At 33.3% G+C, this 26,174-nt stretch carries 18 protein-coding genes and 1 pseudogene; 13 read left to right on the forward strand and 6 right to left on the reverse strand.

The window, feature by feature from the left end:
- The first annotated feature begins 39 nt into the window (after positions 1-39).
- The 7 genes and pseudogenes from DMB71_RS02960 (at position 40) to DMB71_RS02985 (ending at position 12,817) form a co-directional block, all read left to right on the forward strand.
- The gene (locus tag DMB71_RS02960) at positions 40-1,824 is read left to right on the forward strand and encodes a chloride channel protein (protein WP_111363549.1); all 1,785 of its coding nucleotides are present in this window, start codon (positions 40-42) and stop codon (positions 1,822-1,824) included.
- A 63-nt stretch (positions 1,825-1,887) separates the two neighbouring features.
- Positions 1,888-2,838 (forward strand): annotated as a pseudogene (locus DMB71_RS02965) (Fic family protein).
- A gap of 101 nt (positions 2,839-2,939) precedes the next feature.
- A complete protein-coding gene (uvrA, locus tag DMB71_RS02970; protein ID WP_111363551.1) occupies positions 2,940-5,771 on the forward strand; it encodes an excinuclease ABC subunit UvrA in 2,832 nt (943 codons plus the stop codon).
- A 463-nt stretch (positions 5,772-6,234) separates the two neighbouring features.
- A complete protein-coding gene (locus DMB71_RS21930) occupies positions 6,235-6,411 on the forward strand; it encodes a hypothetical protein (protein WP_162614772.1) in 177 nt (58 codons plus the stop codon).
- Between the two features lie 27 nt (positions 6,412-6,438).
- Entirely contained in the window at positions 6,439-7,167 is a 729-nt protein-coding gene (locus DMB71_RS02975) for an LOG family protein (RefSeq protein ID WP_111363553.1), read from the forward strand.
- 300 nt (positions 7,168-7,467) lie between these two features.
- Complete coding sequence (locus DMB71_RS02980; RefSeq protein WP_111363555.1) at positions 7,468-10,215, forward strand: gluzincin family metallopeptidase; 2,748 nt, start codon at positions 7,468-7,470, stop codon at positions 10,213-10,215.
- A 190-nt stretch (positions 10,216-10,405) separates the two neighbouring features.
- Entirely contained in the window at positions 10,406-12,817 is a 2,412-nt protein-coding gene (locus DMB71_RS02985) for an alpha-ketoacid dehydrogenase subunit alpha/beta (protein ID WP_111363557.1), read from the forward strand.
- A 151-nt stretch (positions 12,818-12,968) separates the two neighbouring features.
- Here DMB71_RS02985 and kdsB read toward each other — a convergent pair whose 3' ends face one another.
- Both kdsB and DMB71_RS02995 read right to left on the reverse strand, forming a co-directional pair.
- Positions 12,969-13,703, reverse strand: coding sequence for a 3-deoxy-manno-octulosonate cytidylyltransferase (kdsB, locus tag DMB71_RS02990; RefSeq protein WP_111363559.1), 735 nt, complete (start codon positions 13,701-13,703; stop codon positions 12,969-12,971).
- Positions 13,704-13,705: 2 nt separating this feature from the next.
- Positions 13,706-14,230: a hypothetical protein gene (locus DMB71_RS02995; protein WP_111363561.1), complete on the reverse strand. Its 525-nt coding sequence runs from the start codon at positions 14,228-14,230 to the stop codon at positions 13,706-13,708.
- Positions 14,231-14,344: 114 nt separating this feature from the next.
- Between DMB71_RS02995 and DMB71_RS03000 the strand changes: the two genes are divergently transcribed.
- The gene (locus DMB71_RS03000; protein WP_111363563.1) at positions 14,345-15,679 is read left to right on the forward strand and encodes an outer membrane protein assembly factor BamB family protein; all 1,335 of its coding nucleotides are present in this window, start codon (positions 14,345-14,347) and stop codon (positions 15,677-15,679) included.
- 1 nt (position 15,680) lies between these two features.
- Here the strand turns inward: DMB71_RS03000 and ygiD are convergent, their stop codons facing one another.
- Both ygiD and DMB71_RS03010 read right to left on the reverse strand, forming a co-directional pair.
- A complete protein-coding gene (gene ygiD, locus DMB71_RS03005) occupies positions 15,681-16,511 on the reverse strand; it encodes a 4,5-DOPA-extradiol-dioxygenase (protein ID WP_111363565.1) in 831 nt (276 codons plus the stop codon).
- A 202-nt stretch (positions 16,512-16,713) separates the two neighbouring features.
- Entirely contained in the window at positions 16,714-18,123 is a 1,410-nt protein-coding gene (locus tag DMB71_RS03010; RefSeq protein WP_111363567.1) for an ATP-dependent DNA helicase, read from the reverse strand.
- Positions 18,124-18,481: 358 nt separating this feature from the next.
- On the opposite strand from DMB71_RS03010, the gene DMB71_RS03015 reads away from it, so the two are divergent.
- Together DMB71_RS03015 and DMB71_RS03020 are read left to right on the forward strand one after the other, a co-directional pair.
- A complete protein-coding gene (locus DMB71_RS03015; protein WP_111363569.1) occupies positions 18,482-19,303 on the forward strand; it encodes a DUF3822 family protein in 822 nt (273 codons plus the stop codon).
- A complete protein-coding gene (locus DMB71_RS03020) occupies positions 19,300-19,905 on the forward strand; it encodes an RsmD family RNA methyltransferase (protein WP_111363571.1) in 606 nt (201 codons plus the stop codon). The genes DMB71_RS03015 and DMB71_RS03020 overlap by 4 nt, the downstream gene beginning before the upstream one ends.
- Positions 19,906-20,020: 115 nt before the next feature.
- Here the strand turns inward: DMB71_RS03020 and DMB71_RS03025 are convergent, their stop codons facing one another.
- On the reverse strand, positions 20,021-22,135 hold the full coding sequence (locus tag DMB71_RS03025) for an outer membrane beta-barrel family protein (protein WP_111363573.1): 2,115 nt from the start codon (positions 22,133-22,135) through the stop codon (positions 20,021-20,023).
- 91 nt (positions 22,136-22,226) lie between these two features.
- Here DMB71_RS03025 and DMB71_RS03030 point away from each other — a divergent pair, with 91 nt between their 5' ends.
- From DMB71_RS03030 to DMB71_RS03040, 3 genes are all read left to right on the forward strand, one after another.
- Positions 22,227-23,627, forward strand: coding sequence for a sensor histidine kinase (locus tag DMB71_RS03030; protein ID WP_239452910.1), 1,401 nt, complete (start codon positions 22,227-22,229; stop codon positions 23,625-23,627).
- A 10-nt stretch (positions 23,628-23,637) separates the two neighbouring features.
- Entirely contained in the window at positions 23,638-24,324 is a 687-nt protein-coding gene (locus DMB71_RS03035) for a response regulator transcription factor (protein ID WP_111363575.1), read from the forward strand.
- Between the two features lie 97 nt (positions 24,325-24,421).
- Positions 24,422-24,616, forward strand: coding sequence for a hypothetical protein (locus DMB71_RS03040; protein WP_008467912.1), 195 nt, complete (start codon positions 24,422-24,424; stop codon positions 24,614-24,616).
- A gap of 310 nt (positions 24,617-24,926) precedes the next feature.
- Here DMB71_RS03040 and DMB71_RS03045 read toward each other — a convergent pair whose 3' ends face one another.
- A complete protein-coding gene (locus DMB71_RS03045) occupies positions 24,927-26,174 on the reverse strand; it encodes a cation:dicarboxylate symporter family transporter (protein ID WP_111363577.1) in 1,248 nt (415 codons plus the stop codon).

The raw sequence follows: 26,174 nt of genomic DNA on the forward strand, positions 1-26,174 counted from the left end.
TATGAACTAATTTTGTAAGAACGATAATTTTAAAACAGAATGCTAAAAAAATATTTCAGAAGACTCGAAAGCATCATTGCTTTGGCACAATCCTTAATGACTCCAAAGCAGTTTCTTTTTTTGTCAAGCGTTCTTATCGGAATATCTTGTTCTCTTGCAGTTATCGTACTTAAAACTTTCGCTCATAGCGTATTCTCTTTTGCCACATACATTAATGGAATCTTAAAATTGAGTTTCATTAATAGTATCCTGCCTATTATTGGTATCACATTAACCGTTTTTGTAGTAAATAAAGTTCTTAATGGGAGTATTCAAAAAGGGACTTCGCAAATCTTATATGCAGTTGCCAAAAAAGCTAGTATTATTCCGAGAAAGCAGATGTATGCTCAAATTGTGACAAGCTCTTTAACGGTTGGTTTGGGAGGTTCAGCTGGTTTAGAAAGTCCAATTGTAATTACTGGAGCGGCATTTGGTTCAAATTATGCCCAGAATTATAAGATGCAGTATAAGGACCGAACTTTATTAATTGGATGTGGAGTTGCAGCTGGAATCGCGGCAGCATTTAACGCACCAATTGCAGGGGTTCTTTTTGCTATTGAAGTTTTATTGGTAGATGTCAGCATTTCTGCTTTTACGCCAATTATGATTTCTGCCGCGACAGGTGCTTTGGTTTCTGCAATTGTTTTGGACGAAAGCATTCTTTTAAGTTTCAAAAAACAAGAATCTTTTGACTACCACAATATTCCGTTCTATGTAATTTTGGGAGTTTTAACGGGGCTGGTTGCCATCTATTATTCAAGAAATTTCCAGAGAGTAGAGCATTATTTTGCCAAACAGCAAATTAACCCTTATAGAAAAGCTTTAATCGGTTCATCTTTACTCGCACTGTTAATTTTTATATTTCCAACGCTGTTTGGTGAAGGATACGAAAGCATTAAAACCTTATCTGATACAGACCCTGGACAATTATTAGACAATACTTTATTTGCCGATTTTAGAAACAACCAGTGGGTTTTGCTTTTATTTATTGGAGCTACCATGATGATGAAAGTATTTGCTTCAGGATTAACTCTAGGAAGTGGTGGAAATGGAGGAAACTTTGCTCCTTCTCTATTCTTAGGATCTTATTTGGGATATTTTTTCTCTAAACTAGTTACGATGATAGGTTTATCAAAACTTCCTATCAGTAATTTTACTATGGTTGGAATGGCTGGAATTCTGAGCGGTTTATTTCACGCACCTTTAACTGCAATATTCTTAATCGCAGAAATCACAGGAGGCTACGGCTTAATGATTCCGCTGATGATTGTTTCATCAATCAGTTTTGCTATTTCTAAACGTTTTGAAAAGTATTCGCTTGACGTAAAAGGATTAGCCAAAAAAGGACATGCGTTTACAAGCAATAAAGATTCAAACATTTTATCAACTTTAGATATCGATTCGATCATTCAATGCGATTACTTAACGGTTCATCCAGAGGAAAATCTAAGCAAATTGGTAGATCTTATTTCGCATTCTAACCAAGTTGTCTTTGCGGTTGTCAATAATGACAAAGATTTGGTTGGTGTTGTTCATTTTAATGATATTAGAGAAATTATTTTTAATGCGTACCGAGTGAAATACACTTTAATAAAAGATGTAATGAAAGCGCCTTCCGCAACAATTTCCACACTCGACAGCATGGAAATTGTAATGAGAAAATTTGAAACTACAAAATCTGCTTTTCTTCCAGTTCTAAGAGACGGAAAATACCACGGATTCATTTCCAAATCGATAGCGCTTGAAGCTTACAGAACAAAACTTCGTTCTATGACAATTGAATAAGCTTAATATCGGATACGTTAAAAATTTTTATTATCCGATATTAAGAAGTACCTTTCTAGGATTATGTTTAATATTGACCTAACATATCGCGAAGAATTTCAATCAACATTTGATAGATTGTACCAAAAAAGGCAGGAACTGCAAAACAGCAGACCATTGCCCAATATTGCTTTGAATAAAATACGAGAAAGCCTATCCCTAGAATGACTTACAACTCAAATAGTATTGAAGGAAATACGCTTAGTTTGAGAGAAACTCAAATGGTTATTCAAGAAGGAATTACCATTAAAGAAATCGTTGCGTGAACATTTTGAAACCCATAACCACTATAAAGCTATTGATTATCTTTACTCAATTGTTGATGAAGAATATAAGCTAAGAAGCATCGATATTCTTTCTATTCATGGTTTGGTAATGCGCTCTATCGAAGAAGATTTTGCAGGAAGAATTCGCAATGGAGGTGTTCGAATTTCTGGAGCTAGTTTTATGCCTCCAAATGCCAATAAGGTTTCAGATTATTTAGACGAGTTAATAGAGTTTATCAATACAAATCCTTTAGGTTTAAACGATATAGAATTGGCAACAATCTATCATCATAAACTGGTCTGGATTCATCCTTTTTTTGATGGAAATGGCCGTACGGTTCGTTTAAGCATGAATTTACTATTGATGCGATGTGGTTTTCCGCCAGCGATTATTTTAAAAAATGATAGAAAGAAATATTACGAAGCGCTCAATCAAGCCAATAATGGGAATTATCAAAAATTGACACTTTTGATGTGTCAGGCACTCGAAAGAACGCTTAATATTTATTTAGGCGCAATGCCAGAAAGCCCTTATGACTATCAATCTATTCAAAACATTGTTAGTGAGCCTGACACGCCCTACGGACAAGAATATGTAAGTTTATTGACCAGAACAGGCAAAATTGATGCTTACAAAGAAGGCCGAAATTGGTACACCACAAAAGAAGCTATAGAAAACTATATGGCAACCCGAAAAAGAAAACGCTGATTTACAATCAGCGTTTTTTGTTACTAATTGTAACATAAAGTTTTGCTATCGAGCACTAAAAGAATAAATCAAAGTGGTAACTTTGCGTTTTGCTCAAAATTATGTTAGATAAAGACAATACTATTGAAGTTCTTGGTGCAAGAGTTCACAATCTAAAAAATATCGATATATCTATTCCGCGTGAAAAACTGGTTGTAATTACCGGTTTATCAGGTTCGGGAAAATCTTCTTTGGCATTTGATACGATTTATGCCGAAGGACAGCGTCGTTATGTTGAAACTTTTTCAGCTTACGCAAGACAATTTCTTGGCGGTTTAGAACGTCCTGACGTTGATAAAATCGACGGACTTTCTCCTGTAATTGCAATTGAACAAAAAACAACCAGTAAAAGTCCGCGTTCTACAGTTGGAACTATTACAGAAATTTACGATTTCCTTAGGCTTTTATATGCACGTGGTGCAGATGCCTACAGTTATAACACTGGCGAAAAAATGGTTTCGTATTCTGATGAACAGATTAAGGATCTGATTATTCAAGATTATAGCGGAAAACGAATCAATATTCTAGCGCCGGTAATTAAAGCCAGAAAAGGGCATTACGCCGAATTATTCCAGCAGATTACCAAACAAGGATTCTTGAAAGTTCGTGTAAATGGCGAGGTTCAAGATTTAGTTGCGGGAATGAAACTGGATCGCTACAAAACCCACGATATTGAAATTGTAGTAGATAGAATGGTGATTGAAGATAATCCCGACACGCAAAAACGATTATCTGAAAGCATCAATACAGCAATGCATCACGGTGAAGATGTTTTGATGATTTTAGATCAGGATTCTAATGAAGTACGTTATTTCAGTAGAAACTTAATGTGTCCTACAACAGGAATTTCTTATCAGAATCCAGAGCCGAATTTATTTTCGTTCAACTCTCCAAAAGGAGCTTGTCCTCATTGCAACGGATTGGGAACTGTGCACGAAATCAACGTCAAAAAGATTATTCCGAATCCGAAATTATCTATAAAAGCCGGTGGTTTTGCTCCGCTTGGCGAATACAAATCTTCTTGGATTTTCAAGCAATTGGAAACCATTGGAGAAAAATTCGGATTTAAAATAACCGATCCGATCGAGAAAATTCCAGAAGAAGCGATGCAAATGATTTTGTATGGCGGAAAAGATAAATTTTCTATCAACTCAAAAGATCTTGGCGTAACAAGAGAATATAAAATTGATTTTGAAGGAATTTCTAATTTCATCAAAAATCAATATGACGAAAGCGCTACAACAAGCATAAAACGTTGGGCGAAAGATTTTATGGACGAAATAAACTGTCCTGTTTGTGAAGGTTCGCGTCTTAAAAAGGAAGCTTTGTTCTTTAGGGTAAATGGAAAAAATATCACCGAATTGTGTGATATGGATATTTCAGATTTAACAGCTTGGTTTCAAGATTTAAATAGCCATTTGACTGATAAACAGCTTTTAATTGCTTCTGAAGTTGTAAAAGAAATCAAAGACCGTTTGAACTTCCTGATGAATGTCGGTTTGAATTACCTGGCTTTAAGCCGAAGTTCAAAATCGCTTTCTGGTGGCGAAGCACAGCGTATTCGTCTGGCAACGCAAATTGGTTCGCAATTGGTTGGAGTTCTTTATATTTTGGATGAGCCAAGTATTGGTTTACACCAAAGAGATAACGAAAAATTAATTCAGTCGCTAGAGCAATTACGTGATATCGGAAATTCGGTTATTGTGGTAGAACACGATAAAGACATGATTGAAACTGCCGATTATGTAATTGATATTGGTCCAAAAGCGGGAAAATATGGTGGACAAATCATCAGCACAGGAACTCCGAAAGAAACATTAGCATCAAATACAATTACTGCTCAATATTTGAACGGTAAAATGAAATTCGACATTCCGAAGCAAAGAAGAAAAGGAAATGGTAAATTTTTAAAACTTACTGGAGCAACTGGAAACAATCTTAAAAACGTTTCTATTGAAATTCCGTTAGGACAGTTAATCTGCGTAACGGGTGTTTCTGGAAGCGGAAAATCGACTTTGATTAATGAGACGCTTTACCCTATTTTAAATGCGTATTATTTTAATGGAGTAAAGAAACCGCAACCTTATAAAAAGATTGAAGGCTTAGAACATATCGACAAAGTAATCGATATTGACCAAAGTCCGATTGGAAGAACACCGCGTTCAAATCCAGCGACCTATACAGAGGTTTTCACTGAAATCAGAAATCTATTTACGATGACTTCTGAAAGTATGATTCGTGGTTACAAAGCGGGTCGTTTCAGCTTTAATGTAAAAGGTGGACGCTGCGAAACCTGCGAAGGTTCTGGTGTAAGAACAATCGAAATGAACTTTTTACCAGACGTTTATGTAGAATGCGAAACTTGTCAAGGAAAACGTTTCAATAGAGAAACTTTAGAAATTAGATACAAAGGAAAATCTATTTCTGATGTTTTGGATATGACGGTTGATGAAGCTGTTCCATTTTTTGAAAATATTCCGAAGATTCATAGAAAAATCAAAACCATTCAAGATGTTGGTTTGGGCTACATTACGCTTGGTCAGCAAAGCACAACGCTTTCTGGTGGTGAAGCGCAACGTATAAAACTGGCGGGAGAATTATCTAAAAAAGATACTGGAAATACATTTTATATTCTTGATGAACCAACTACAGGTTTACACTTTGAAGACATTCGTGTTTTGATGGAAGTAATCAATAAACTGGTTGATAAAGGAAACACCATTCTTGTGATCGAACATAACATGGACGTAATTAAACTTGCCGATTATATTATCGATATTGGCCCTGAAGGCGGAAAAGGCGGCGGACAATTGGTTGCCAAAGGAACTCCTGAAGAAGTGGCTCAGAATAAAAAGAGTCATACGGCTAAGTTTTTGAAAAAAGAGTTAGAGTAAGAGTGACTTTTGTTGAAGTCCGAAACTAAGCTCTAAAGTAAATTTGATAAAATGTAAATAATAAAGTGGTTTGCACATTTTTGTCATTTCGACGAAGGAGAAATCTCCACAAGTGACTCCGTAACGAAAATCCAATCTTTGTGGAGCTTCTAGCGAAGATTTCTCCTTCGGCGAAATGACAATGATTGCGGTTATTTTGCGTAAAACTAATGTTCATTACACCTTTACTCTTAAATTTTGACAAAGATTTAGAACTAAAAAAAAACTTACTGTTCTCAAATACATCAAATACCTGATAATGAATCAAAAAAACGAATTTAATTATTATCACAACATTACTTTTGGATTATAATTCCTATTTTTTATAACAATTCTAGAAAAAAGCGTTAATTTAGTGTCCGCTTTTTTTGAAAAATTCAAACTTTTTTAAAGAAAACATGTTTCGATTAAACTGAATGTTTATATGAAACCAACTGCCCCAACCCTGATGGGAGCGGCATCTCCCGATTTAGAAAAACATGGCTTTTTAGCCGTAGTTTTTGTTTATCGGGAATATAGCGGACAGGGAGTCCCGATAGCTATCGGGAAGCTTCTCACTCCGACTATGCTCAGGATGACAATTACAGGGACAAAAACATAAATAAAATAATAAATTAAAATACCTAAAATGAGATTAGAAGATTTTGATAATGATGAAGATAAAGTAATTCAGGATCGTTTGAAACAAAAAACGTGGAATGAAATTAAAACCAATGACAGCTGGGCAATTTTTAAAATTATGTCTGAGTTTGTAAATGGTTACGAAGCAATGGGACGTATTGGTCCTTGTGTTTCTATTTTTGGATCGGCAAGAACAAAACCAGAAGATAAGTACTATCAATTGGCAGAAAAAATCGCTTATAAAATCAGTAAAGCAGGTTACGGTGTTATTACAGGAGGTGGTCCCGGAATTATGGAAGCTGGGAATAAAGGTGCACACTTAGGCGGAGGAACTTCGGTTGGTTTAAATATCGAGCTTCCGTTTGAGCAACATTTTAATCCGTATATTGATCACGATAAAAACCTGAATTTCGACTATTTCTTTGTGAGAAAAGTAATGTTCGTAAAATATTCGCAAGGTTTTGTGGTTATGCCAGGAGGTTTTGGAACTTTGGACGAAATGTTTGAAGCCATCACTTTGATTCAGACTAAGAAAATTGGAAAATTCCCGATTATTTTGGTTGGAGTTGAATTCTGGTCTGGTTTGATTGAATGGGTTAAAACTGTTTTGGTTGAAAAAATGCACACAGTAAGCCCTGAAGATTTGAATTTATTTAAAATCGTAGACACAGAAGACGAAGTTGTAGAAGCATTGGATAAATTCTACAAAAAGTACGATTTAAGTCCGAATTTCTAATTTTGTCACCTGTTTAAGTGACTTAAGAACGTTTTATCGCAACTTTCAAAGCGATTCTTTTAAATGAACTTATATCACCGATATGGTTAAAATATACTGCAAATACGCAAAAATTAAAAGCTGTTTTTTTAAACAGCTTTTTTTATACTATTTTTACAAAAATCCGTAACTTCAATATATCCGTAGCATAAGTATGTCTGATAATTTTTAAGCCACTATTTGAAAGCACTTTATAAAATTATTTGTCTCGTTATAGTTTTATCATTTTCGATAAAACTTACTGCACAACATCAATCTAAGATGGAAGTGGCGGTAAATCTTGAGCTTAAAACACTGAACATAAAGCAGGATATTGCGTATCATAATAACACAAATGACACCCTAACTTCAATTGTTTTGAATGATTGGAACAATGCTTTTGCGGATAAAAACACGCCTTTAGCAAAGCGTTTTTCTGATGAGTTTTATAGAGGTTTTCATTTGGCGAAAGCTGCAGATAGAGGAAAAACAACCATTATAAATCTAACCGAAACTAATTTTTCGGCTCTTGAATGGGAAAGAAGCGCGAAAGATCCTGATTATATTACTGTAAGATTGAATCGTAAACTTCTTCCTAATGAAAAAATCGATTTGCATCTTAATTACATTGTAAAAATACCAAACGATAAGTTCACACATTTTGGGTTTACTCAAAATGGCGGTATGGCTTTAAAAAATTGGTTCTTAAGTCCCGCACGTTTTGAAAATGGTCTTTTTGTAAAGTACAACAATTTCAATTTGGATGATATTGCTAATGCGGTGAGTGATTATGAGGTAGAAATTAAAATTCCTAATGAGTATTCTATTGTTACCGATTTAAATTCAGTATCGACAGATTCTACCAATCAGAGCTATACTATTTATTCTTTTTCGGGCAAAAACAGAACCGATTTAAGCCTTTACATCGAAAAACAAAATAGTTTTAGAATCTATGACAATGGTTCTTTACAGGTTCTGACGAATTTAAAAAACAAAAAAATAGACGAATACCAGAAAGCTATAATTATTAACCGCGTGGTTTCTTATGCTGAGAAATTTATTGGCAAATATCCGCATGAAAAAATCACGGTTTCTCAGGCTGATTATGACCGAAATCCATTTTATGGTTTAAATCAATTACCTTCTTTCATTAGTCCTTTTGAAGATGACTTTATTTTTGAGATTCAATTTTTAAAAACTTTTTTAAACAATTATCTTAAAAACAGTCTTCGTTTGGATCCGAGAAAAGATAATTGGGTTTATGACGGAATACAGATTTATACGATGATGAAGTATATGGAAGAACATCATCAGGATGAAAAAATGCTAGGAAGGCTTTCAGACATGAAACTCTTTAAAAGTTACAACATCACCAATCTGACTTTTAATGAGCAATACAGCTATTATTATATGCTAATGGCACGTAAAAACTTGGATCAACCACTTGGAGATCCAAAAAACACGCTGATAAAATTTAACGAGCAGATTGCAAGCAAGTATCGAGCTGGTTTAAGTTTGAGTTATTTAGACGATTATCTTAATCATGATATTGTTCCCAAAAGTGTAAAAGAGTTTTACAACCTTAACCAGATTGGACAATCGAATAGATATGATTTTGAAAAAATCTTAACTCAAAAAAGTCCAAAAAATATCGACTGGTTCTTTAAAACTATTATCGATTCGAGAGACATAATCGATTATAAATTTTCTAACGTTTCGAGAACTGCAGACAGCATAACGTTTTCGGTTAAAAATAAAACTGGAATCTACGCTCCTATTCCGATTTATGGAATTAAAAAGAAAGAAGTTGTATTTAAAGAATGGATTGAGCCTACTAAAAAAGATTCTGTTTATGAGTTCAGCCGAAAAAATGCTGACAAAATTGTCATTAATTATAATAACGAAGTTCCAGAGTACAACCAGAGAAACAACTGGAGATCTCTTAAGCATGTTTCGCTGAATCGTCCTATAAAGTTAAATTTTGCCAAAGATTTAGAAGATCCAGATTACAATCAGATTCTCTACATTCCAACATTAAATTATAATTACTATGATGGTTTTACGCCTGGAATTCGTTTTCATAACAAAACCATTTTAGACAAGCCTTTCAATTTTGATATTAATCCAGCGTATTCAATAAAAGCAGGGACAATTTCTGGTTCATCAGCCTTTTCTTGGAATCAGTATTATAGAAACAGCACTTTATATAATGTTCGATATTCTATCAGCCAGAATTATTTTCATTATGCTCCAGATGCTACTTATTTAAGGTTAAATCCAATGGTTGTATTTCGCATTCGCGAAAAAGACTTCAGAGACAATAGAAAGCAAATGTTTATGTTCCGTCAGGTTATTGTAAACCGTGAAGCTAGCGACTATATTACAGATAATTCAGAACCTAATTATTCTGTTTTTAATGCTCGTTATTCTAATACCAAAACCGAATTAATTGATCATATAAGTTTTATGACCGATTTACAGTTTTCTGGAGGATTTGGAAAAGTTTCGGGAGAACTAGAATACAGAAGATTATTTGAAAACAACAAAAAGTTAAATTTAAGATTATATGCTGGAAGTTTCTTGTACAACAGAACAAACTCAGATTATTTTAGTTTTGGTTTAGACCGTCCAACCGATTATTTATTTGATTATAATTTATTCGGAAGATCAGAAAGCACAGGTTTTTTTAGCCAACAATACGTTATTGCAGAAGGAGGTTTCAAATCACAATTAGAACCTTCGTACGCCAATCAATGGATAACCACATTAAATGCGAGTTATGCGATATGGAACTGGGTAGAACTTTATGGAGACATCGGTTTTTTGAAAAACAAACACCAAAGTGAGTTCTTTGCCTACGATTCTGGAGTGCGTTTAAACCTTGTTCCAGACTACTTTGAACTCTATTTTCCTGTTTATTCTAATAATGGATGGGAAATATCGCAGCCTAAATACAATGAAAAAATACGATTTATAATCACTTTCTCGCCAAAAACGTTAGTCACACTTTTTACCCGAAAATGGTTTTAATCAAATGAATTTTAAACAAAAACTTGCGAAATTATCAATAAAATTAAATTTCACATAAAAATTACATAAATAAAATACGTAGTTTCTAGATTTGAATACAAATAATTAAATTATATTTACTTCAAAGAATTATGATTATTGATTGTTTTTAAGTAATTTCGCGACATAAACAACATGACCCTGCAAGATTATGATAAAAGAAAAAGGCAATACTACACTGACATTTGAAGATTTCAAAACTGAGGTATTGAATGACTATAGAATTGCGGTAACAAGCCGTGAATGTAGTCTTTTAGGTCGAAAAGAAGTATTAACCGGAAAAGCTAAATTTGGTATTTTCGGAGACGGAAAAGAAGTGCCGCAGTTGGCAATGGCCAAAGCTTTTAAGAATGGAGATTTCCGTTCTGGATACTATCGCGATCAAACTTTTATGATGGCTATTGGCGAATTGGATGCTAAACAATTTTTCGCTGGTTTATATGGCCACACTGATTTAGCCTTTGATCCAATGTCTGCGGGACGACAAATGGGCGGACACTTTGTAACGCACAGTTTAAACGAAGACGGTTCTTGGAAAGACCTAACAAAACAAAAAAACTCAAGCTCAGATATATCTCCAACTGCTGGTCAGATGCCAAGATTACTTGGTTTGGCTCAGGCTTCAAAAATCTACAGAAACGTTGACGGAATTACGATTAAAGATAAATTTTCTGTTAATGGAAACGAAGTAGCTTGGGGAACTATTGGTAATGCGAGTACTTCTGAAGGTTTATTTTTTGAAACTATAAACGCTGCGGGAGTTTTACAAGTTCCGATGGTAATGAGCGTTTGGGATGATGAATACGGAATTTCGGTTCACGCTAAACACCAAACTACTAAAGAGAATATTTCTGAAATTTTAAAAGGATATCAACGCGATGAAGATTCTAAAGGTTATGAAATCTTTAGAGTAAAAGGCTGGGATTATGCTGAATTGGTTTCGACTTATGAAAGAGCCGGAGCCATTGCGCGCGAAGAACATATACCAGTTTTGATTCACGTAAACGAATTAACACAGCCGCAGGGCCATTCTACTTCTGGTTCTCACGAACGCTACAAAAGTGCAGAAAGACTGGCTTGGGAAAGAGATTTTGACTGTATTCGTCAAATGCGTCTTTGGATGATCGCTATTAATATTGCTTCTCCAGAAGAATTAGCAGAACTTGATTTCGAATTAAAGAAAGAAGTTTTAGAAGCTAAAAAAGAAGCTTGGAACAACTTTATTAATCCTATTATTGATGAGCAAAAGAATCTCTTAGCTTTATTAGAGCAAATTGCTGAAGCAAGCATCAATCATAAAGAAAGAATCAAAAAATTAATTTCTGAATTGGCTGCAATTAAAGCACCGCTAAAAAAGGAATTATTAGTTTATGCTAGAAAGATTCTTCGTTTTATCGAAGTTCCAAACAGCAAAGTTCTTTTATCTAACTGGATTACAAGATTCTTGAATGAAACTCAAGAGAAATTCAGCAGCAATTTGCATTCAGAGTCTAATCAAAATGTATTTTCAGTAGAAAAAGTTCTTCCGAAATATGCAGAAAATGCAAAACCAGATTTGGATGGAAGAATGATTCTTCGTGATAACTTTGATGCTATATTCGCGAAATATCCTGAAACTTTAATTTTCGGTGAAGATGTCGGAAACATCGGAGACGTAAATCAAGGTTTAGAAGGAATGCAGGAAAAATACGGAGAACTTCGTGTTGCCGATGTCGGAATTCGTGAAGCGACTATTATTGGTCAGGGAATCGGAATGGCATTGAGAGGTTTACGCCCAATTGCTGAAATTCAGTATTTAGATTATTTATTGTATGCTATTCAGATCATGAGTGACGATTTAGCTACGTTACAATATAGAACTGTTGGAAAACAAAAAGCACCATTAATCATTAGAACCCGCGGACACCGTTTGGAAGGAATCTGGCATTCTGGTTCTCCAATGGGAATGATTATCAATGCTATTCGCGGAATCCATGTTTTGGTTCCAAGAGATATGACACAAGCGGCTGGTTTTTATAACACTTTGCTAGAATGTGACGAACCTGCTTTGGTTATCGAATGTTTGAATGGATACCGCTTAAAAGAAAAAACACCTTTGAATTTTGGTGAATTTAAAACGCCAATTGGAGTTGTAGAAACTTTAAGAGAAGGTTCAGATATTACTTTAGTTTCTTACGGATCAACTTTAAGATTGGTTATGCAAGCGGCTAATGAATTGGCAGAAAAAGGAATTGAGTGCGAAGTTATTGACGTTCAATCTTTACTTCCGTTTGATATTAGCAAAGACATTGTAAAAAGTATTGCTAAAACAAATCGTCTTTTAGTAATTGACGAAGATGTTCCTGGAGGAGCTTCAGCTTTCATTTTACAGCAGATTTTAGAGGAACAAGATGCTTATAAACATTTGGATAGCAAACCACAGACTTTAGCAGCAAAAGCGCATAGACCTGCATACGGAACTGATGGTGACTATTTCTCTAAACCTTCTGCAGAAGATATTTACGAGAAAATTTACGATATGATGCATGAAGTTAATCCTTCTAAATATCCTGCTTTATATTAAGTATAATATTTCTAGATATTAAAAACGCTCCAAGATTTTGGAGCGTTTTTTTTTGTTTTTACTCAAAGTGTGTCATTGCGAGGAACGAAGCAACCTCACTAAAACAGTATTAGCAAAGTGAGATTGCTTCGTTCCTCGCAATGACCCAAAATTAAATATCACGTAACATCGCTCTCGCTCTTTCTAAATCCTCAGCCGTATCAATTCCAATTCCTACATGAGTTGTTTCAACCATTTTGATACGTTTTCCGAACTCTAAATACCTCAATTGCTCCAACTTCTCAGAAGCTTCTAAAGATTTCATTGGAAGGCTATAAAAATCTAATAACGCTTGTTTTCTAAAAGCATAAATTCCGATATGTTGAAAATATCGTACTCCAACATTTTTCTCTCTCGGATACGGAATCACAGAGCGCGAAAAGTACAATGCAAACTGTGACTGATCAACCACTACTTTTACATTATTCGGGTTATTGATTTCGTCTTCATTACTGATTTCACGCATTAACGAAGCCAAATCGATTTTTCTATCAGGATCGTTTTTAAAAACCGATAAAACTTGCGCTAAAGGTTCTGCTTCTGTAAAAGGTTCATCACCTTGAACATTTACTACAATATCAACATCAAGATCGGCAATAGCTTCAGCAATTCGATCACTTCCTGATTCGTGCTCTTTGATGCTCATAATGGCTTTTCCACCATTCGAAAAAATTTCATTAAAGATTAAATCAGAATCAGTTACTACAAAAACATCATCAAACAATTTTGTCGAAACTGTTGCTTCGTAGGTTCTGAGAATTACTGTTTTTCCACCTAAATCCTGCATTAGTTTTGCAGGAAAACGTGTTGAAGCATATCTGGCTGGAATTACTGCTATTATTTTCATTTTTAATTATTTATCAATTTTGAATTTATAGATAAAACTTGCCCCTTTTTATCTTGCATTTTTTGAATATCTCGTTCCATTAATTGCACCATCTTTTTAGGAAGCCCTTCTATAACATAATCATCTGTATAAAATTCTTTATTATAATATAGTTCTCCTCCTTCGTAACTGCTGTCACTAAACGAAAAACAATCTTTTCTTCGATTTTTATACATTTTTATAAATCTTCGTTCAAAATAATATCGACTCAAGGGGTATTCTTTTATTTCTATTACATTTCCTAGAAAATTTATTTTTTCAACAGTAATTAATTCTTTTTCAGAATCTATTGTAAATTTTAAATTCATCGAAGCTACAAATGCCAAAGTGCCACAAAGCAAGAAAAATATAAACCAAAAGACTACTGCTATTATTGAACCGCTAAATGCTGAAAATATAATTATTAGTAATGCAACAATTATATAAATTATAAATTGGTCTTTTTTAGATGACTGATAAACTTTGACGTTTTCGTTTACTATTTCCATATCAAAACAAATATACTATACATCAAGAGCTTTATAAAATATATTTATAACATATTTCTTAAAGCATTGCATTTTAGTTTCTTATAATATTTTTACTTTTATAAGAAAAAAACCATGAAAAGAAACTTTACTTCTCTCCTGCTCTATTTCTTTTTAATTCTAAGTTTAAATACTTTCTCACAAACTGGCAATTCCAATATCTTAAATCCGTTTTCTAATCGCATTTTTTCAGGAAAAGGATATCAGCCTTTGCAAGATTTAAAATGGAAATTTAAAACCGAGGGTAAAATCTTTTCTTCTCCAATCGTTCAAAACGGAATCGTATATATTGGCAGTGAAGATGGTTATTTCTATGCTGTCGATGAAAAATCTGGAAACTTAAAATGGAAATTTAAAACCAATGGAGCCGTTCACAGTTCCGCAAGTATTTATAATGATATTGTCTATTTTGGAAGTTTTGACGGACATTATTATGCTGTAAATGCTAAAACTGGAAAAGAAATATGGCGATTTAAAACCAAAGGCGAACACTGGTATAGCGAAATTGGAATGTGGGGCATGAAACCCAACGATTTACTCATGGCCGATTTATGGGATTTTTATCTTTCGACACCAGTTATTTATTTAGACAATAAGTCGGCATTTGTAATTTTCGGAAGCAGCGATGGAAACATGTACGCTCTTGATTCTAAAACTGGAATTTTGAAATGGAATTTCCAAACAAAAGCTGCTATACACAGCACTCCAATTTTAGAAAAAAGCACCATTTATTTTGGCGGATGGGATGGCATTTTATATGCTTTGGATTGTAAAACAGGAAAAGAAAAATGGAAATTTACTACCGAAATTAAAACAGGTTTTACTGGAATTCAGGCTTCTGCAACCGTTTCTGATGGCAAAGTATATTTTGGTGCTAGAGACCCTTATTTGTTTGCACTAGATGCCGAAACAGGAAAAGTAATCTGGAAATACAATGCTGAAAACTCTTGGATTTTGAGTACGGCTGTTATTAAAGACAATATACTTTATGTGGGAACTTCAGATACTTACGCTTTATTGGCATTAGATGCAAAAACAGGAAAAGAAAAATATAGATTTAAAGGAAACGGATATGTGTATTCTTCACCTGCAATTGCCGGAAATACAATTTATTTTGGAGATTTTACAGGGAATTTCTTTGACTTAAACTTGCTTTCCGACGGAAAAGAATCACATATAATTCCAACCGAAAACAGAAATAAATATGCGGGCAGCACTCTCAAAAATAATCTTTTAGATTTTGGATTCGTAGCCCAAAAAGCTGATTTGTCTATTTATGCCGAAAATCAAAAAGTCCTGGATGAATTTTACAAATTAGGTTCAATTGTTTCTTCGCCCTTCATCAGTAATAATGTTATTTTTTATGGAAGTGCAGATGGTTATTTATATGCTTATAATTTGAGAAAATAAATTACATAATTTTTACAGAAGTCATGCTTAAAGAACCTGCTAATAGCTTATCATTAAACAAATCCAATTCATCAGTTTTATCTTTTAAACCTAAAGTATACAATAACGGAAGATAATGTTCTGGTGTTGGAACTGCCATTTGAACCGCTTTATTTAGTTTTTCGAAATCAATTAAAGGTTGGAAATTTCCATCCAACAAATAATTATTTACAGTTTCTCGAGCTTCAATTGCCCAATCGTAGCCGTAATTGTCTTTATCAAAATTTCTAAAATCGACCATTCTAAGATTGTGAACAATATTGCCACTTCCGATAATTAAAACGCCTTTGTAGCGAAGCGCTTGCAGTTTCTGAGCTAATTCAAAATGATATTGTCCCGATTTGGTATAATCAATACTCAGCTGAATAACAGGAACATCTGCATTTGGATATAAATGTTTAATTACACTCCAAGCTCCGTGATCTAATCCCCAATATTCATCTAATTCGACCATTACGGGATCTAAGAGTTTTTTAGTTTCAATCGCTAATTCTGGACTTCCTTTTGCTGGATATTGAACATCAAAAAGTGCTTGCGGAAAACCTCCAAAATCATGAATCGTTCGTGGCATTTCCATTGCGGTTACTTTTGTTCCTTTGGTAAACCAATGTGCAGAAACGCATAAAATAGCGTTGGGTTGTGGCAGTGTTTTTGCCAGATTGCGAAAACCAGTCACAAACTGATTTTCTTCAATTGCATTCATTGGGCTGCCGTGTCCTAAAAATAGAACCGGCATTTTATCGGTATTCGAAAACGTAGATGAAATCGAATGTAAGTCGTTTAGTGTTGTCATTTTTACTTTTTTTTGCCACAGATTAAACGGATTTTCACAGATTTAAAATGGTGTGATGCTTAATTTTTGTTTCTCGCAGATTGAGCAGATTGAGCAGATTGTTTGATTGCGTTTTTTAAATTAATAATCCGTTCAATCTGCGAGAGGAATTTAAACGCATTCAAAAAAAATCTTTTTAATCCTTTTAATCTGTGGCTAAAATTTACTCTTCAAAGCTCTCGTCCTTAAAGCCTATCAAATATAGCTTATTTTTAGCACGTGTCATAGCGGTGTAAAGCCATCTAATATAATCGGTATCAATTCCATTTGGTAGAAATGGCTGTTCGATAAAAACCGTATTCCATTGTCCACCTTGCGATTTATGACAGGTTATTGCGTATGAAAATTTAACTTGAAGTCCATTAAAATATTCATTTTCTTTTACCTTTTGAAATCTCTTGTACTTGGTTGGTTCGTCTTCGTAATCTTTCATCACTTCTTCGTATAGACGATTTGATTCTTCATACGTTAAAGAAGGCGATTCGCTAGTTAAAGTATCTAGAATTAAAACCGTTTCAAAAGGCTTTTGTTCTGGATAATCGACCATTCTTATTTTTACTTTCGCAAACTTAAATCCGTACAATTCTTTAATTCCGAAAAGTTCTAAGACTTCTATAATGTCGCCATTGGCAATAAATCCAGCTTCGTCGGTTTCTTTCAGCCAGAAATAATTATTCTTAACTACCATCAAGAAATCACCTACCGAAAGTTCGCTTTCTTTAAATAAAATTCGGCTTCTAATCTGCTCATTGTACTGATTGGCACGTTTATTAGAACGAACAATAAAAGCAGTATCTTCAATACTATAATTACTGTATGCCGAATTTATCGCATCTTGAATATCATAACCATCCGTCAAGCGAACAATATCTTTAAACTTCTTTACATTGAATCGGAACTCGGTAATGAAGCTTTCTTTGAGCAATTCTCGTAATTCTGTTGCATTGTACAAAATCCCTGAGCTTTCTTCCTGACGCATTACTTCATCCAATTCGATATGATCAATTTCTTTGCTGTAATGAAAACCCAAAGTATCAATATCCAAAGCAGGACTAACATCCAAATTGACTGGCGGAAGCTGAGCCGTATCTCCTAAAAGTATCATTTTACAATTTTGGCCAGAATAGACATAATTGATCAAATCGTCTAGAAGTGAACCGCTATCTAAAGTACTATCTGAAATCATCGAAGCTTCATCGACGATAAAAATGGTGTTTTTATGTTTGTTGACTTGTTTGGTAAAAGCAACTCCTCCACCAGAGGATTTCTTCGGAAAATATATTTTTTTATGAATCGTAAAAGCTGGATTATTAGAATAATTGGCAATTACTTTTGCTGCACGTCCCGTTGGCGCCAATAAAACGTACTTTTTATTGATATCGCCTAAATTATTGACAATGGTCGAAATAACGGTTGTTTTTCCGGTTCCGGCATATCCTTTCAAAACAAAAATAGTATCGTTTTGAGGTTCAGTCAGGAATATTGCAATTTTCTGAAAAAAAATATCCTGCTTATATGTTGGAGGAAAAGGAAATCGTTTTTGTAAAATACCGTAAAACTGTGCAGAATTCATAAAATAATATTGAAATACAAAGGTCGCTTTTTTTAATGGCAATGACAAAATTCAATTTCAATGTCAATTTCAATGTCAATTTCAATTTCAATGTCAATTTCAATGACAAAATCAAGTTTAATATGAAAATTAAAAACAATCTCTAAACTTAAATTCTAATTACATACTTAAATAACTGATAATAAACAAAATGATAACATTCTGCTAACTTTCTTGCAATATTAAATTTTGAAATTGCATGTTATTTAAGTCTTTTTCATTGATATTGAAATTGACATTGTTATTTTTTTTATTTGTAAGTTTGTGGTCGCTTAAATTCTTTCTTGATTTAAAACAGGTAACGAATTGTAAATCAACTATGTCATTACAAAATACTAACATTACTTCAAAAAATTACAGAAAACTTTCTATTCAAGTTTCCCTGACTGGATTTTCATACTGCTGTTTTGATACTTTAAACAATGTCATTACTTCTTTTAAAGAAATAAAGTTTGACACCACTAGCAAAACAAGCCGAATAGAAGATTTATTCAGCAATGCTTTCAAGGTTAATCCTGAATTAAAAGAAACTTACGACGAAGTAATGGTTATCCATAATAACAATTTTTCGACTTTTGTTCCAACTGCTTTATTTGATGAGAATTATTTAGGAAGTTATTTACAATACACTACCAAAGTATTTGAAACAGACCACTTTACTTTTGATCAAATTCCTAATTACCAGATGAATTCGGTTTATATTCCGTATGTGAATATCAACAATTTCCTGATCGATAATGTGGGCTCTTTTAATTCTAAACATGCCAATACCATTTTGGTCGAAAAAATTCTGGACAACTCAAGAAACAATGATGACAAGAAAATGATCGTGAATTTTAATCCTGGTAATTTTGAAATTATCGTGGTGCAGAATCAGAAACTTTTATTGTTTAATACGTTCGAATACAATACTCCAGAAGATTTTATCTACTACATTTTATTTACAGCTGAGCAAATGGGCATGAATCCTGAAAGTTTCAAATTAGAATTATTGGGTACAATTTCAGAAAATGATCCATTTTATGCTATAGCTTACAAGTACGTGCGCCATATTTCTTTCATGGATGTCTCAAACCTAAAAGAAAGAAACAGCTTTACAACAGCTCAAAATCAAAAACATTATATCTTATTTCAATCATGAGAATCATTTCAGGAAAATACAAAGGACGCCGTATTAATCCGCCAAAAAATCTACCTGTAAGACCAACGACTGATATGAGTAAAGAAGCATTGTTTAATGTTTTGAATAATCATTTTCATTTTGACAGCTTAAAGGTTTTAGATCTTTTTTCGGGAACAGGAAACATAAGCTATGAATTTGCTTCACGCGGAAGCGCTCCTATCACCTCTGTGGATGGCGATTTCGGATGCGTAAAATTCATCAAACAAGTTTCATCAGAATATGATTTTGATATTGCCGCAACCAAAAGCGATGTTTTTAAGTTTTTAGAAAACTGCAAAACTACGTATGATATTATCTTCGCTGATCCACCTTACGGATTGGATCAGGCAACTTTTGAGAAAATTGTTCTAACAGTTTTTGAAAGAGATTTATTGGAAGAAGATGGAATGATGATTATAGAACATTCAAAATATACCAAATTGGATCATCTGAGTAATTTTTCTTTCCAGAAAAGTTATGGCGGTTCTTTTTTTAGTTTCTTCGAATTAAATTCGACTGATGATGATGAAGAATTACCGCACGATGACTCTAAAAAAGAATCTGAAGAAGATGAAGGGTAATTTTTTTTTAAAATTCCAATATTTGAAATTCCAAATTCCAATCTCAACGCTTCTGAGAAAATTGGAATTTGGAATTTTTATTTTTTGGAATTTTTATTTTTTGGAATTTTAAACCTTATCTGATTCTATTTTCACTTTCGTTGACACTTTTTTCTTTGAATTCAGAATCTTTGATTTTTCCGAAAGAATAACGAAAGGATAGAGAAATAGCATTAGCATCGACTAAATATCTAGCTCTCGAGCTTATAGTATTAATTGTAAATTTTTCAGTGTAAATAGTGTTTTTAAAAATATCATTGTAGTTCAACGTACAATTCCAGTTCTTGCCAAACGATTTTGCCAGAGACAAATCAAAAATCAACTTAGCATTTCGTTCAAAAACACCTTCTTTTTGTTTAGTAGCTCCCCAAAAAGACAGAACAAACGTGAAATCTTTTGGTAATTTGAAGGTGTTATTGGAATAGTAATACAAATACGTTCTAGAAGAATTAAAAACTGCCGATTGGTCTTCAATTTTATTAGTTGCAAAAATTAAAGAATTAGTGTTGGTCCAAATTTTATAAGCAAATGGCAAGGTAAACTCAATATTATAACCTGATTCTTTCTGAAAGTTTTTCTCTGTAAAAGTTAAAATATTTCCTTGACTGTCAAAAACAAAATCTTGGTAAACGGGGTTTTTATTTTGATATAAAGTCAATTTTAAAGATTTATCGTTATACTGAAAAGCGGTAGAAATTACATCCATAAATGTTGGTCCCAAATTGATGTTGCTTCCATAAATAAAATACGGATTTATATAAGTCGCGATCATACTCAAAGAAGAATAATTGGGTCTTGAAACACTTTTAGAATAATCGAAACTTATAGATTTTGTGCTGTCTATTGAAAAAGAAAACTGCGCTTTTGGGAATAAGTTAGCGTAATTTTTATCGATTGAAGCTTCTTGTTCTGTACTGTATTTTCCGCTTACTTTGGTGTTTTCTAGTCGTAATCCTATCGAAAAATCTACCTTCTTAATTTTTCCCGAAAGCTGAGAATAAGCAGCTAAATTTTCTTCTCTAAAATTATAACTGAAAACTGTATTATAATTTTGCTGATAATCAAAAACATCATAATCTGATCGAGATTTTGCAGCCGAATAAAGTCCGCCGTACTCCCAGTTCATTTCATTTTTGAACTTTTTTTCTAAATTAACTCGCCCTGAAAAAACATCCACATTAAACTTTTGATCGCGGTTTTGAGACAACTCCAATGCGTTTTCATTAAAACTATTTTGAACCAAACTCCACAAATGCTGATTAAAATTTGAAACTTGAAAACCAGCAAACAATTTGGTATTGATAGCTTCTATTTTCTTTGAATAATTTGTAATTGAATTAATGAAATTCTTATCGCTTGCATTATCGCTAAAAGTAAAAACATTATTTATTTCATCTTTATTCTGATTAAATGTAAACGTGTTAATGCCGAAAGTATCACCTTGCCTTTTGCCATTTACATTGATAGACAAATAATCTTCTTCATTTATTTTGTAAAATATTCCTCCACCAAAAACATATTGATTTCTGTAAGTAGTAGCAGAAACATCATAATCTGAAATAATTGCTGCCTGCGGAATCTGATATGCAATACTGTGATTTTCCCAAGGATTTAAACGGTTGTAATTAAAATTGGCTTTCCATTCCACTTTATTTTTTTTGAAACTCGAATTGAATCCTAAATAATTATTGTAATTTCTTTTGAACGAAGCCGTTTCAGAAATATCAGTTTTAAAACCTTCTTTTCTGCTTAGTTTTCTTGTAATTAAAATTACCGCACGGCCTTCTGCTTCGTATTTTGAAGATGGATTTTGAATGATTTCAATTGTTTTGATGTCGCTCACAGCCAGAGCGTTCAGTTCGTTCATTCCTACTCTCTGGTTATCAATATAAATCAACGGTGTTCCTTTTCCAACTACAGAGATATTTTCACGATCTGCACTTACTAGAACAGTTGGCAGTTTTGAAAGTAAATCCACAGGATTTGGAATTGAATTGTAAACCGAATTGGCAACGTCAACTTTTATATTTCCGTTTGAATTTGTAAAAGTCTTTTTCTCCTGACTGATGACAATTTCGTCTAATTGATTTGAAATTGAATCTTTTGGCGTTACACTCTGTGCATTAGCAATATAGGAAGGACAAAAAAGTAAAAGTGTAATAAGAAGTTTTAAAGGCAAATAAATATTCATTTTAAATTGATTAGTGTTGCTGCAAAAATGCTTTGAAAACCTGGTTGTGAAAGTTAATCGTAGGTTAATGGAGAGTTAATCTGCCATTTGTATGGTAAAAGCACGTATTTTTGAAACAGAATTCCGAATGAGTATGAAACAAAGAATCAATTTATTAATCGCATTTTCTGTCATTGCGCTCATCGTGCTTATGACCGTGCAATGTTATTTGGTAAAAACAGCCTACGAATATAAAGTGGCACAGTTCCATACGCAGATTAAAAATGAAATTGCTCAGATTTCGAACAACTACAGTGATATTGACTCAGCTTTTGTGGCAAAAAAAGAAGCGCTTTACAAAAGTCTTTCTGAAAAATACATAAAAGGGAAAAACACTAAACTGGATATCAAAATTGGTGTTTTAAAAAATGAATATAAGAATGCTGTAACACAAGAAATTCAGCGAAAATTTGAAAGAGATTTGCCTAATTTTAAAATTGATTTTGCGATTGTCCTCAATAAATTTATTCTGTATCAAAGTGCTAAAAAAGCCGATACGATTTTCTCAGAAAAGCCTTTTATCCAAAATAAATTGTACGGAAATCTAGCGTCTTTAGATCATGCTTTTTTAGTTAGAAATTATGTTGGAACAACCAACGGAACGTTTGAAAATCAGGAATACCAATTGCTTACAGAAGATTCTATGTATGTTTCTGTAATTGATTGGGAAATGATTATTTTGAGACGAATGACTTTCATTCTTATTCTGTCTTTATTATCAATTCTGACTTTAATTACGCTTTTTGTAATTGCCTTAAAAGCTTTAATTAAACAGAAAAAAGTAAGTGATGTAAAAACCGATTTTATCAATAACATTACACACGAACTTAAAACTCCTTTGGCAACATTAGGAATTTCGACAAAGATTTTGGCGCAGAAAAGCATTCGTGAAAACGAAGAAAATTTCAACGCCATTGTGAGTACAATTTCACGCCAGAATAACCGTCTGCAAAATTTAATTGATCAGGTTATGGCCAATTCTTTAGCAGAAAATGAAATTGAATTGCAAAAGGAAAAAATCGATGCCGAAGATTTCTTGTTTTCTATTGTCAATGATTTTAAAATTACTTTTCCAAAAATCAACCTAAAAACCGATTTTCAAACAGCGAAAACCATTCTAGTTTTAGATAAATTTCATTTAACAACTGCTTTCTTGAATGTTCTTGAAAATGCTGTAAAATATGGTTCTAACACGATTACTGTAAAAACGAAAATTGTGGAAAAGCAATTCTCTATTAGTTTTGAAGATGACGGAATTGGAATTGCCAAAAATAAACAAGCTTTTCTTTTTGAGAAATTTTATCGCGTAGAACAAGGAAACCTGCACAATACAAAAGGCTTAGGTTTAGGATTGTATTATGTTGATCAAATCGTAAAAGCGCATCAGGGTTCTGTAAACGTTATTAGCGATTTAGGAAAAGGAACTCAGTTTACTATTTTATTAAAAGTTTAATTCCCTTATTTTGAAAAGATTACTTTTAGCCGAAGACGATTTTGACTTTGCGGCGATTTTAAAACAATACCTAGAATTGCATCAATTTGAAGTAATCTGGGCAGAAAATGGCGAAATAGCTTTAGACTATTTTAAAAATCAGGTTTTTGATATTTGTATTTTTGATGTAATGATGCCCAAAATGGACGGGTTTTCATTAGCTGAAAAAATCATTACCATCAATCCTGAAATTCCTTTTATTTTTCTAACGGCAAGAAAGCTGAAAGAAGACAAAATCATCGGCTTGAAACTTGGTGCAGACGACTACATCGCAAAACCTTTTGAAGTGGATGAACTGGTTCTTCGCTTGCAGAATATTTTAAAAAGAATTGAACAGAAAAGAACGTTAGAAGGAAATAATATCATCGAAATTGGTTCGTATATTTTTGATAACGAACGCTTAACTCTTAATAATAAAAATCATGTTCAGCAGCTAACAGAAATGGAAGCTTCTCTTATTGAGTATTTATATCTGAATCATAATCAGCTATTAAAAAGAGATCAGATTTTAATGTCAATCTGGAAAAAAGACGATTATTTCTCAGGGCGAAGCATGGATGTTTTTATCAGCAGATTGAGAAAATATTTTAATTCAGATCCAAATATTAAAATAGAAAGTGTTCGAAACATCGGATTGGAATTTAAAATAGAAAAATAAAATCCTGTAAATCATATAATTCCTCATAAACAATTGTGTAACAACAATTAACTTATCGAAATTTAACTTTGTTAGAGAACTTTTAAATCTAACAATCATGAACCTAAAAAGATTTTTCGGTGGATTGCTTACAATCCTCGGAATAGTAGGACTTATTTATACGGCCGTTATTTTTGCCGGCACATCTGGAGAAACCAGAGATATAAAATCGCTTATTATTTACGGAATATTAGGAATCGTCTTTTTCATGTCGGGAATTAGCTTGGTGCGAACAACAAAAGACGAATCGTAGTTTTTTTTTGCCACGAAGGCGCTAAGGCACGAAGTTTTTTAATCTCGCAAAGTCGCGGAGTCGCAAAGTTTATTTATAAAATTAATTTGAATAGCGTCCAGCTTTAGCTGGATGTTAACAAATTAACGAAGGACAAGGGCTTTAGCCATACTAGAAGCTGTTTGGCTAAAGCCTTTAAAATTTAATTCACCCTAAACTCCAGCTAAAGCTAGAGTCAACTCAAAAAAACATTGCGGCTCCGCGACTTTGCGAGCAATTTTAAACTCAAAGAAAAACAAAAACTTTGCGCCCTAGCGCCTTTGTGGCAAAATCATTCTAATAAAGGATCAAGATTCAACTCTACAAAATCTCTTTCTGTTTTAGAAATTATGATCGTCGCGACTGTGTTTCCTATTAAATTGGTAATCGCTCTGGCTTCGCTCATAAATTTATCTACGCCCAATAGAAATGCTAAACCTTCAACTGGAATTTTATGCAAAGCGGTTAAAGTCGATGCTAAAACAATAAATCCGCTTCCTGTTACGCCCGCCGCACCTTTCGAAGTAATCATCAGAATTCCGATAACGGTCATGATTTCAAAAAAGGTTAAATGTACGTCGTAAAGTTGCGCAATGAAAAGCACCGACATAGAAAGATAAATCGAAGTTCCGTCAAGATTAAAAGAATAACCAGTCGGAATAACCAATCCAACAACCGATTTACTACAGCCCATTCTCTCCAATTTTACCATAATACTTGGCAAAGCAGCTTCTGAAGATGAAGTTCCGAGAACTAGCAAAAGTTCTTCTTTAATGTATTTTAAAATTGAAAGAATGCTTATTTTATAATATCTCAATATACTTCCCAAAACCAAAAAGACAAATAATGCCATCGTCAGATAAACACAAAGCATCAGTTTTCCAAGAGGAATCAAAGTTGCTAAACCAAATTTTCCAATCGTGTAAGCCATTCCGCCAAAAGCACCGATTGGAGCTAGATACATAACATATTTTAAAGCAGTAAAAACGACTTTCGAAAAGCGTTCTAAAACCAAAATAGTCTGCTCTCTTTTCTTATAAAAGTTCAGAGCGATTCCGCATATAATAGCGGCCAATAAAACCTGTAATGTAAAATTGGATAAGAAAAACTGTAACCAAGAAAAATCTTTTGCTGCTCCATTTGTATATTGGCTTGCATCGCCAAAAGTAAGTCCCGATTTATCTATTTTTCCTGGTTTAAATATATAAGCAACAGCCACACCAATTGCAAGAGCAACTGTGGAGACCATTTCGAAATAAGTTAAAGCTTTAACGCCAATTCTACCCACTTTTTTTAAGTTTCCCATTCCAGAAATTCCCAAAACGATTGTCAAGAAAATAATTGGACCTATAAAAAGAGAAATAAGCTGAATAAACTTCTTGCCAAGAAACTCCATTTTCACACCATTTTCAGGAGAAAAATGTCCAAGCAAAACGCCCGAAATAATAGCAATTAAAACCCAAAATGTAAGATTGGTTACAACAGTTCGAAAAAGACTTTTTTTAGCTTTTGAAGAAGGGTTTGGAGTCGTAATATTCAT

This window comes from Flavobacterium tistrianum, assembly GCF_003254545.1.
Lineage (GTDB): Bacteria > Bacteroidota > Bacteroidia > Flavobacteriales > Flavobacteriaceae > Flavobacterium > Flavobacterium tistrianum.

Bases quoted from the DNA above. Each gene is read 5' to 3' on its own strand.
- ygiD (WP_111363565.1), bottom strand. From the start codon at position 16,511: ATGACAACACTAAACGACTTACATTCGATTTCATCTACGTTTTCGAAT.
- DMB71_RS03020 (WP_111363571.1), top strand. From the start codon at position 19,300: ATGAGAATCATTTCAGGAAAATACAAAGGACGCCGTATTAATCCGCCA.
- DMB71_RS03045 (WP_111363577.1), bottom strand. From the start codon at position 26,174: ATGAATATTACGACTCCAAACCCTTCTTCAAAAGCTAAAAAAAGTCTT.
- DMB71_RS02995 (WP_111363561.1), bottom strand. From the start codon at position 14,230: ATGGAAATAGTAAACGAAAACGTCAAAGTTTATCAGTCATCTAAAAAA.
- DMB71_RS02985 (WP_111363557.1), top strand. From the start codon at position 10,406: ATGATAAAAGAAAAAGGCAATACTACACTGACATTTGAAGATTTCAAA.
- DMB71_RS03010 (WP_111363567.1), bottom strand. From the start codon at position 18,123: ATGAATTCTGCACAGTTTTACGGTATTTTACAAAAACGATTTCCTTTT.
- DMB71_RS03015 (WP_111363569.1), top strand. From the start codon at position 18,482: ATGTCATTACAAAATACTAACATTACTTCAAAAAATTACAGAAAACTT.
- DMB71_RS02980 (WP_111363555.1), top strand. From the start codon at position 7,468: ATGGAAGTGGCGGTAAATCTTGAGCTTAAAACACTGAACATAAAGCAG.
- DMB71_RS03040 (WP_008467912.1), top strand. From the start codon at position 24,422: ATGAACCTAAAAAGATTTTTCGGTGGATTGCTTACAATCCTCGGAATA.
- DMB71_RS03025 (WP_111363573.1), bottom strand. From the start codon at position 22,135: ATGAATATTTATTTGCCTTTAAAACTTCTTATTACACTTTTACTTTTT.
- kdsB (WP_111363559.1), bottom strand. From the start codon at position 13,703: ATGAAAATAATAGCAGTAATTCCAGCCAGATATGCTTCAACACGTTTT.
- uvrA (WP_111363551.1), top strand. From the start codon at position 2,940: ATGTTAGATAAAGACAATACTATTGAAGTTCTTGGTGCAAGAGTTCAC.
- DMB71_RS03000 (WP_111363563.1), top strand. From the start codon at position 14,345: ATGAAAAGAAACTTTACTTCTCTCCTGCTCTATTTCTTTTTAATTCTA.
- DMB71_RS21930 (WP_162614772.1), top strand. From the start codon at position 6,235: ATGAAACCAACTGCCCCAACCCTGATGGGAGCGGCATCTCCCGATTTA.
- DMB71_RS03030 (WP_239452910.1), top strand. From the start codon at position 22,227: ATGGTAAAAGCACGTATTTTTGAAACAGAATTCCGAATGAGTATGAAA.
- DMB71_RS02975 (WP_111363553.1), top strand. From the start codon at position 6,439: ATGAGATTAGAAGATTTTGATAATGATGAAGATAAAGTAATTCAGGAT.
- DMB71_RS02960 (WP_111363549.1), top strand. From the start codon at position 40: ATGCTAAAAAAATATTTCAGAAGACTCGAAAGCATCATTGCTTTGGCA.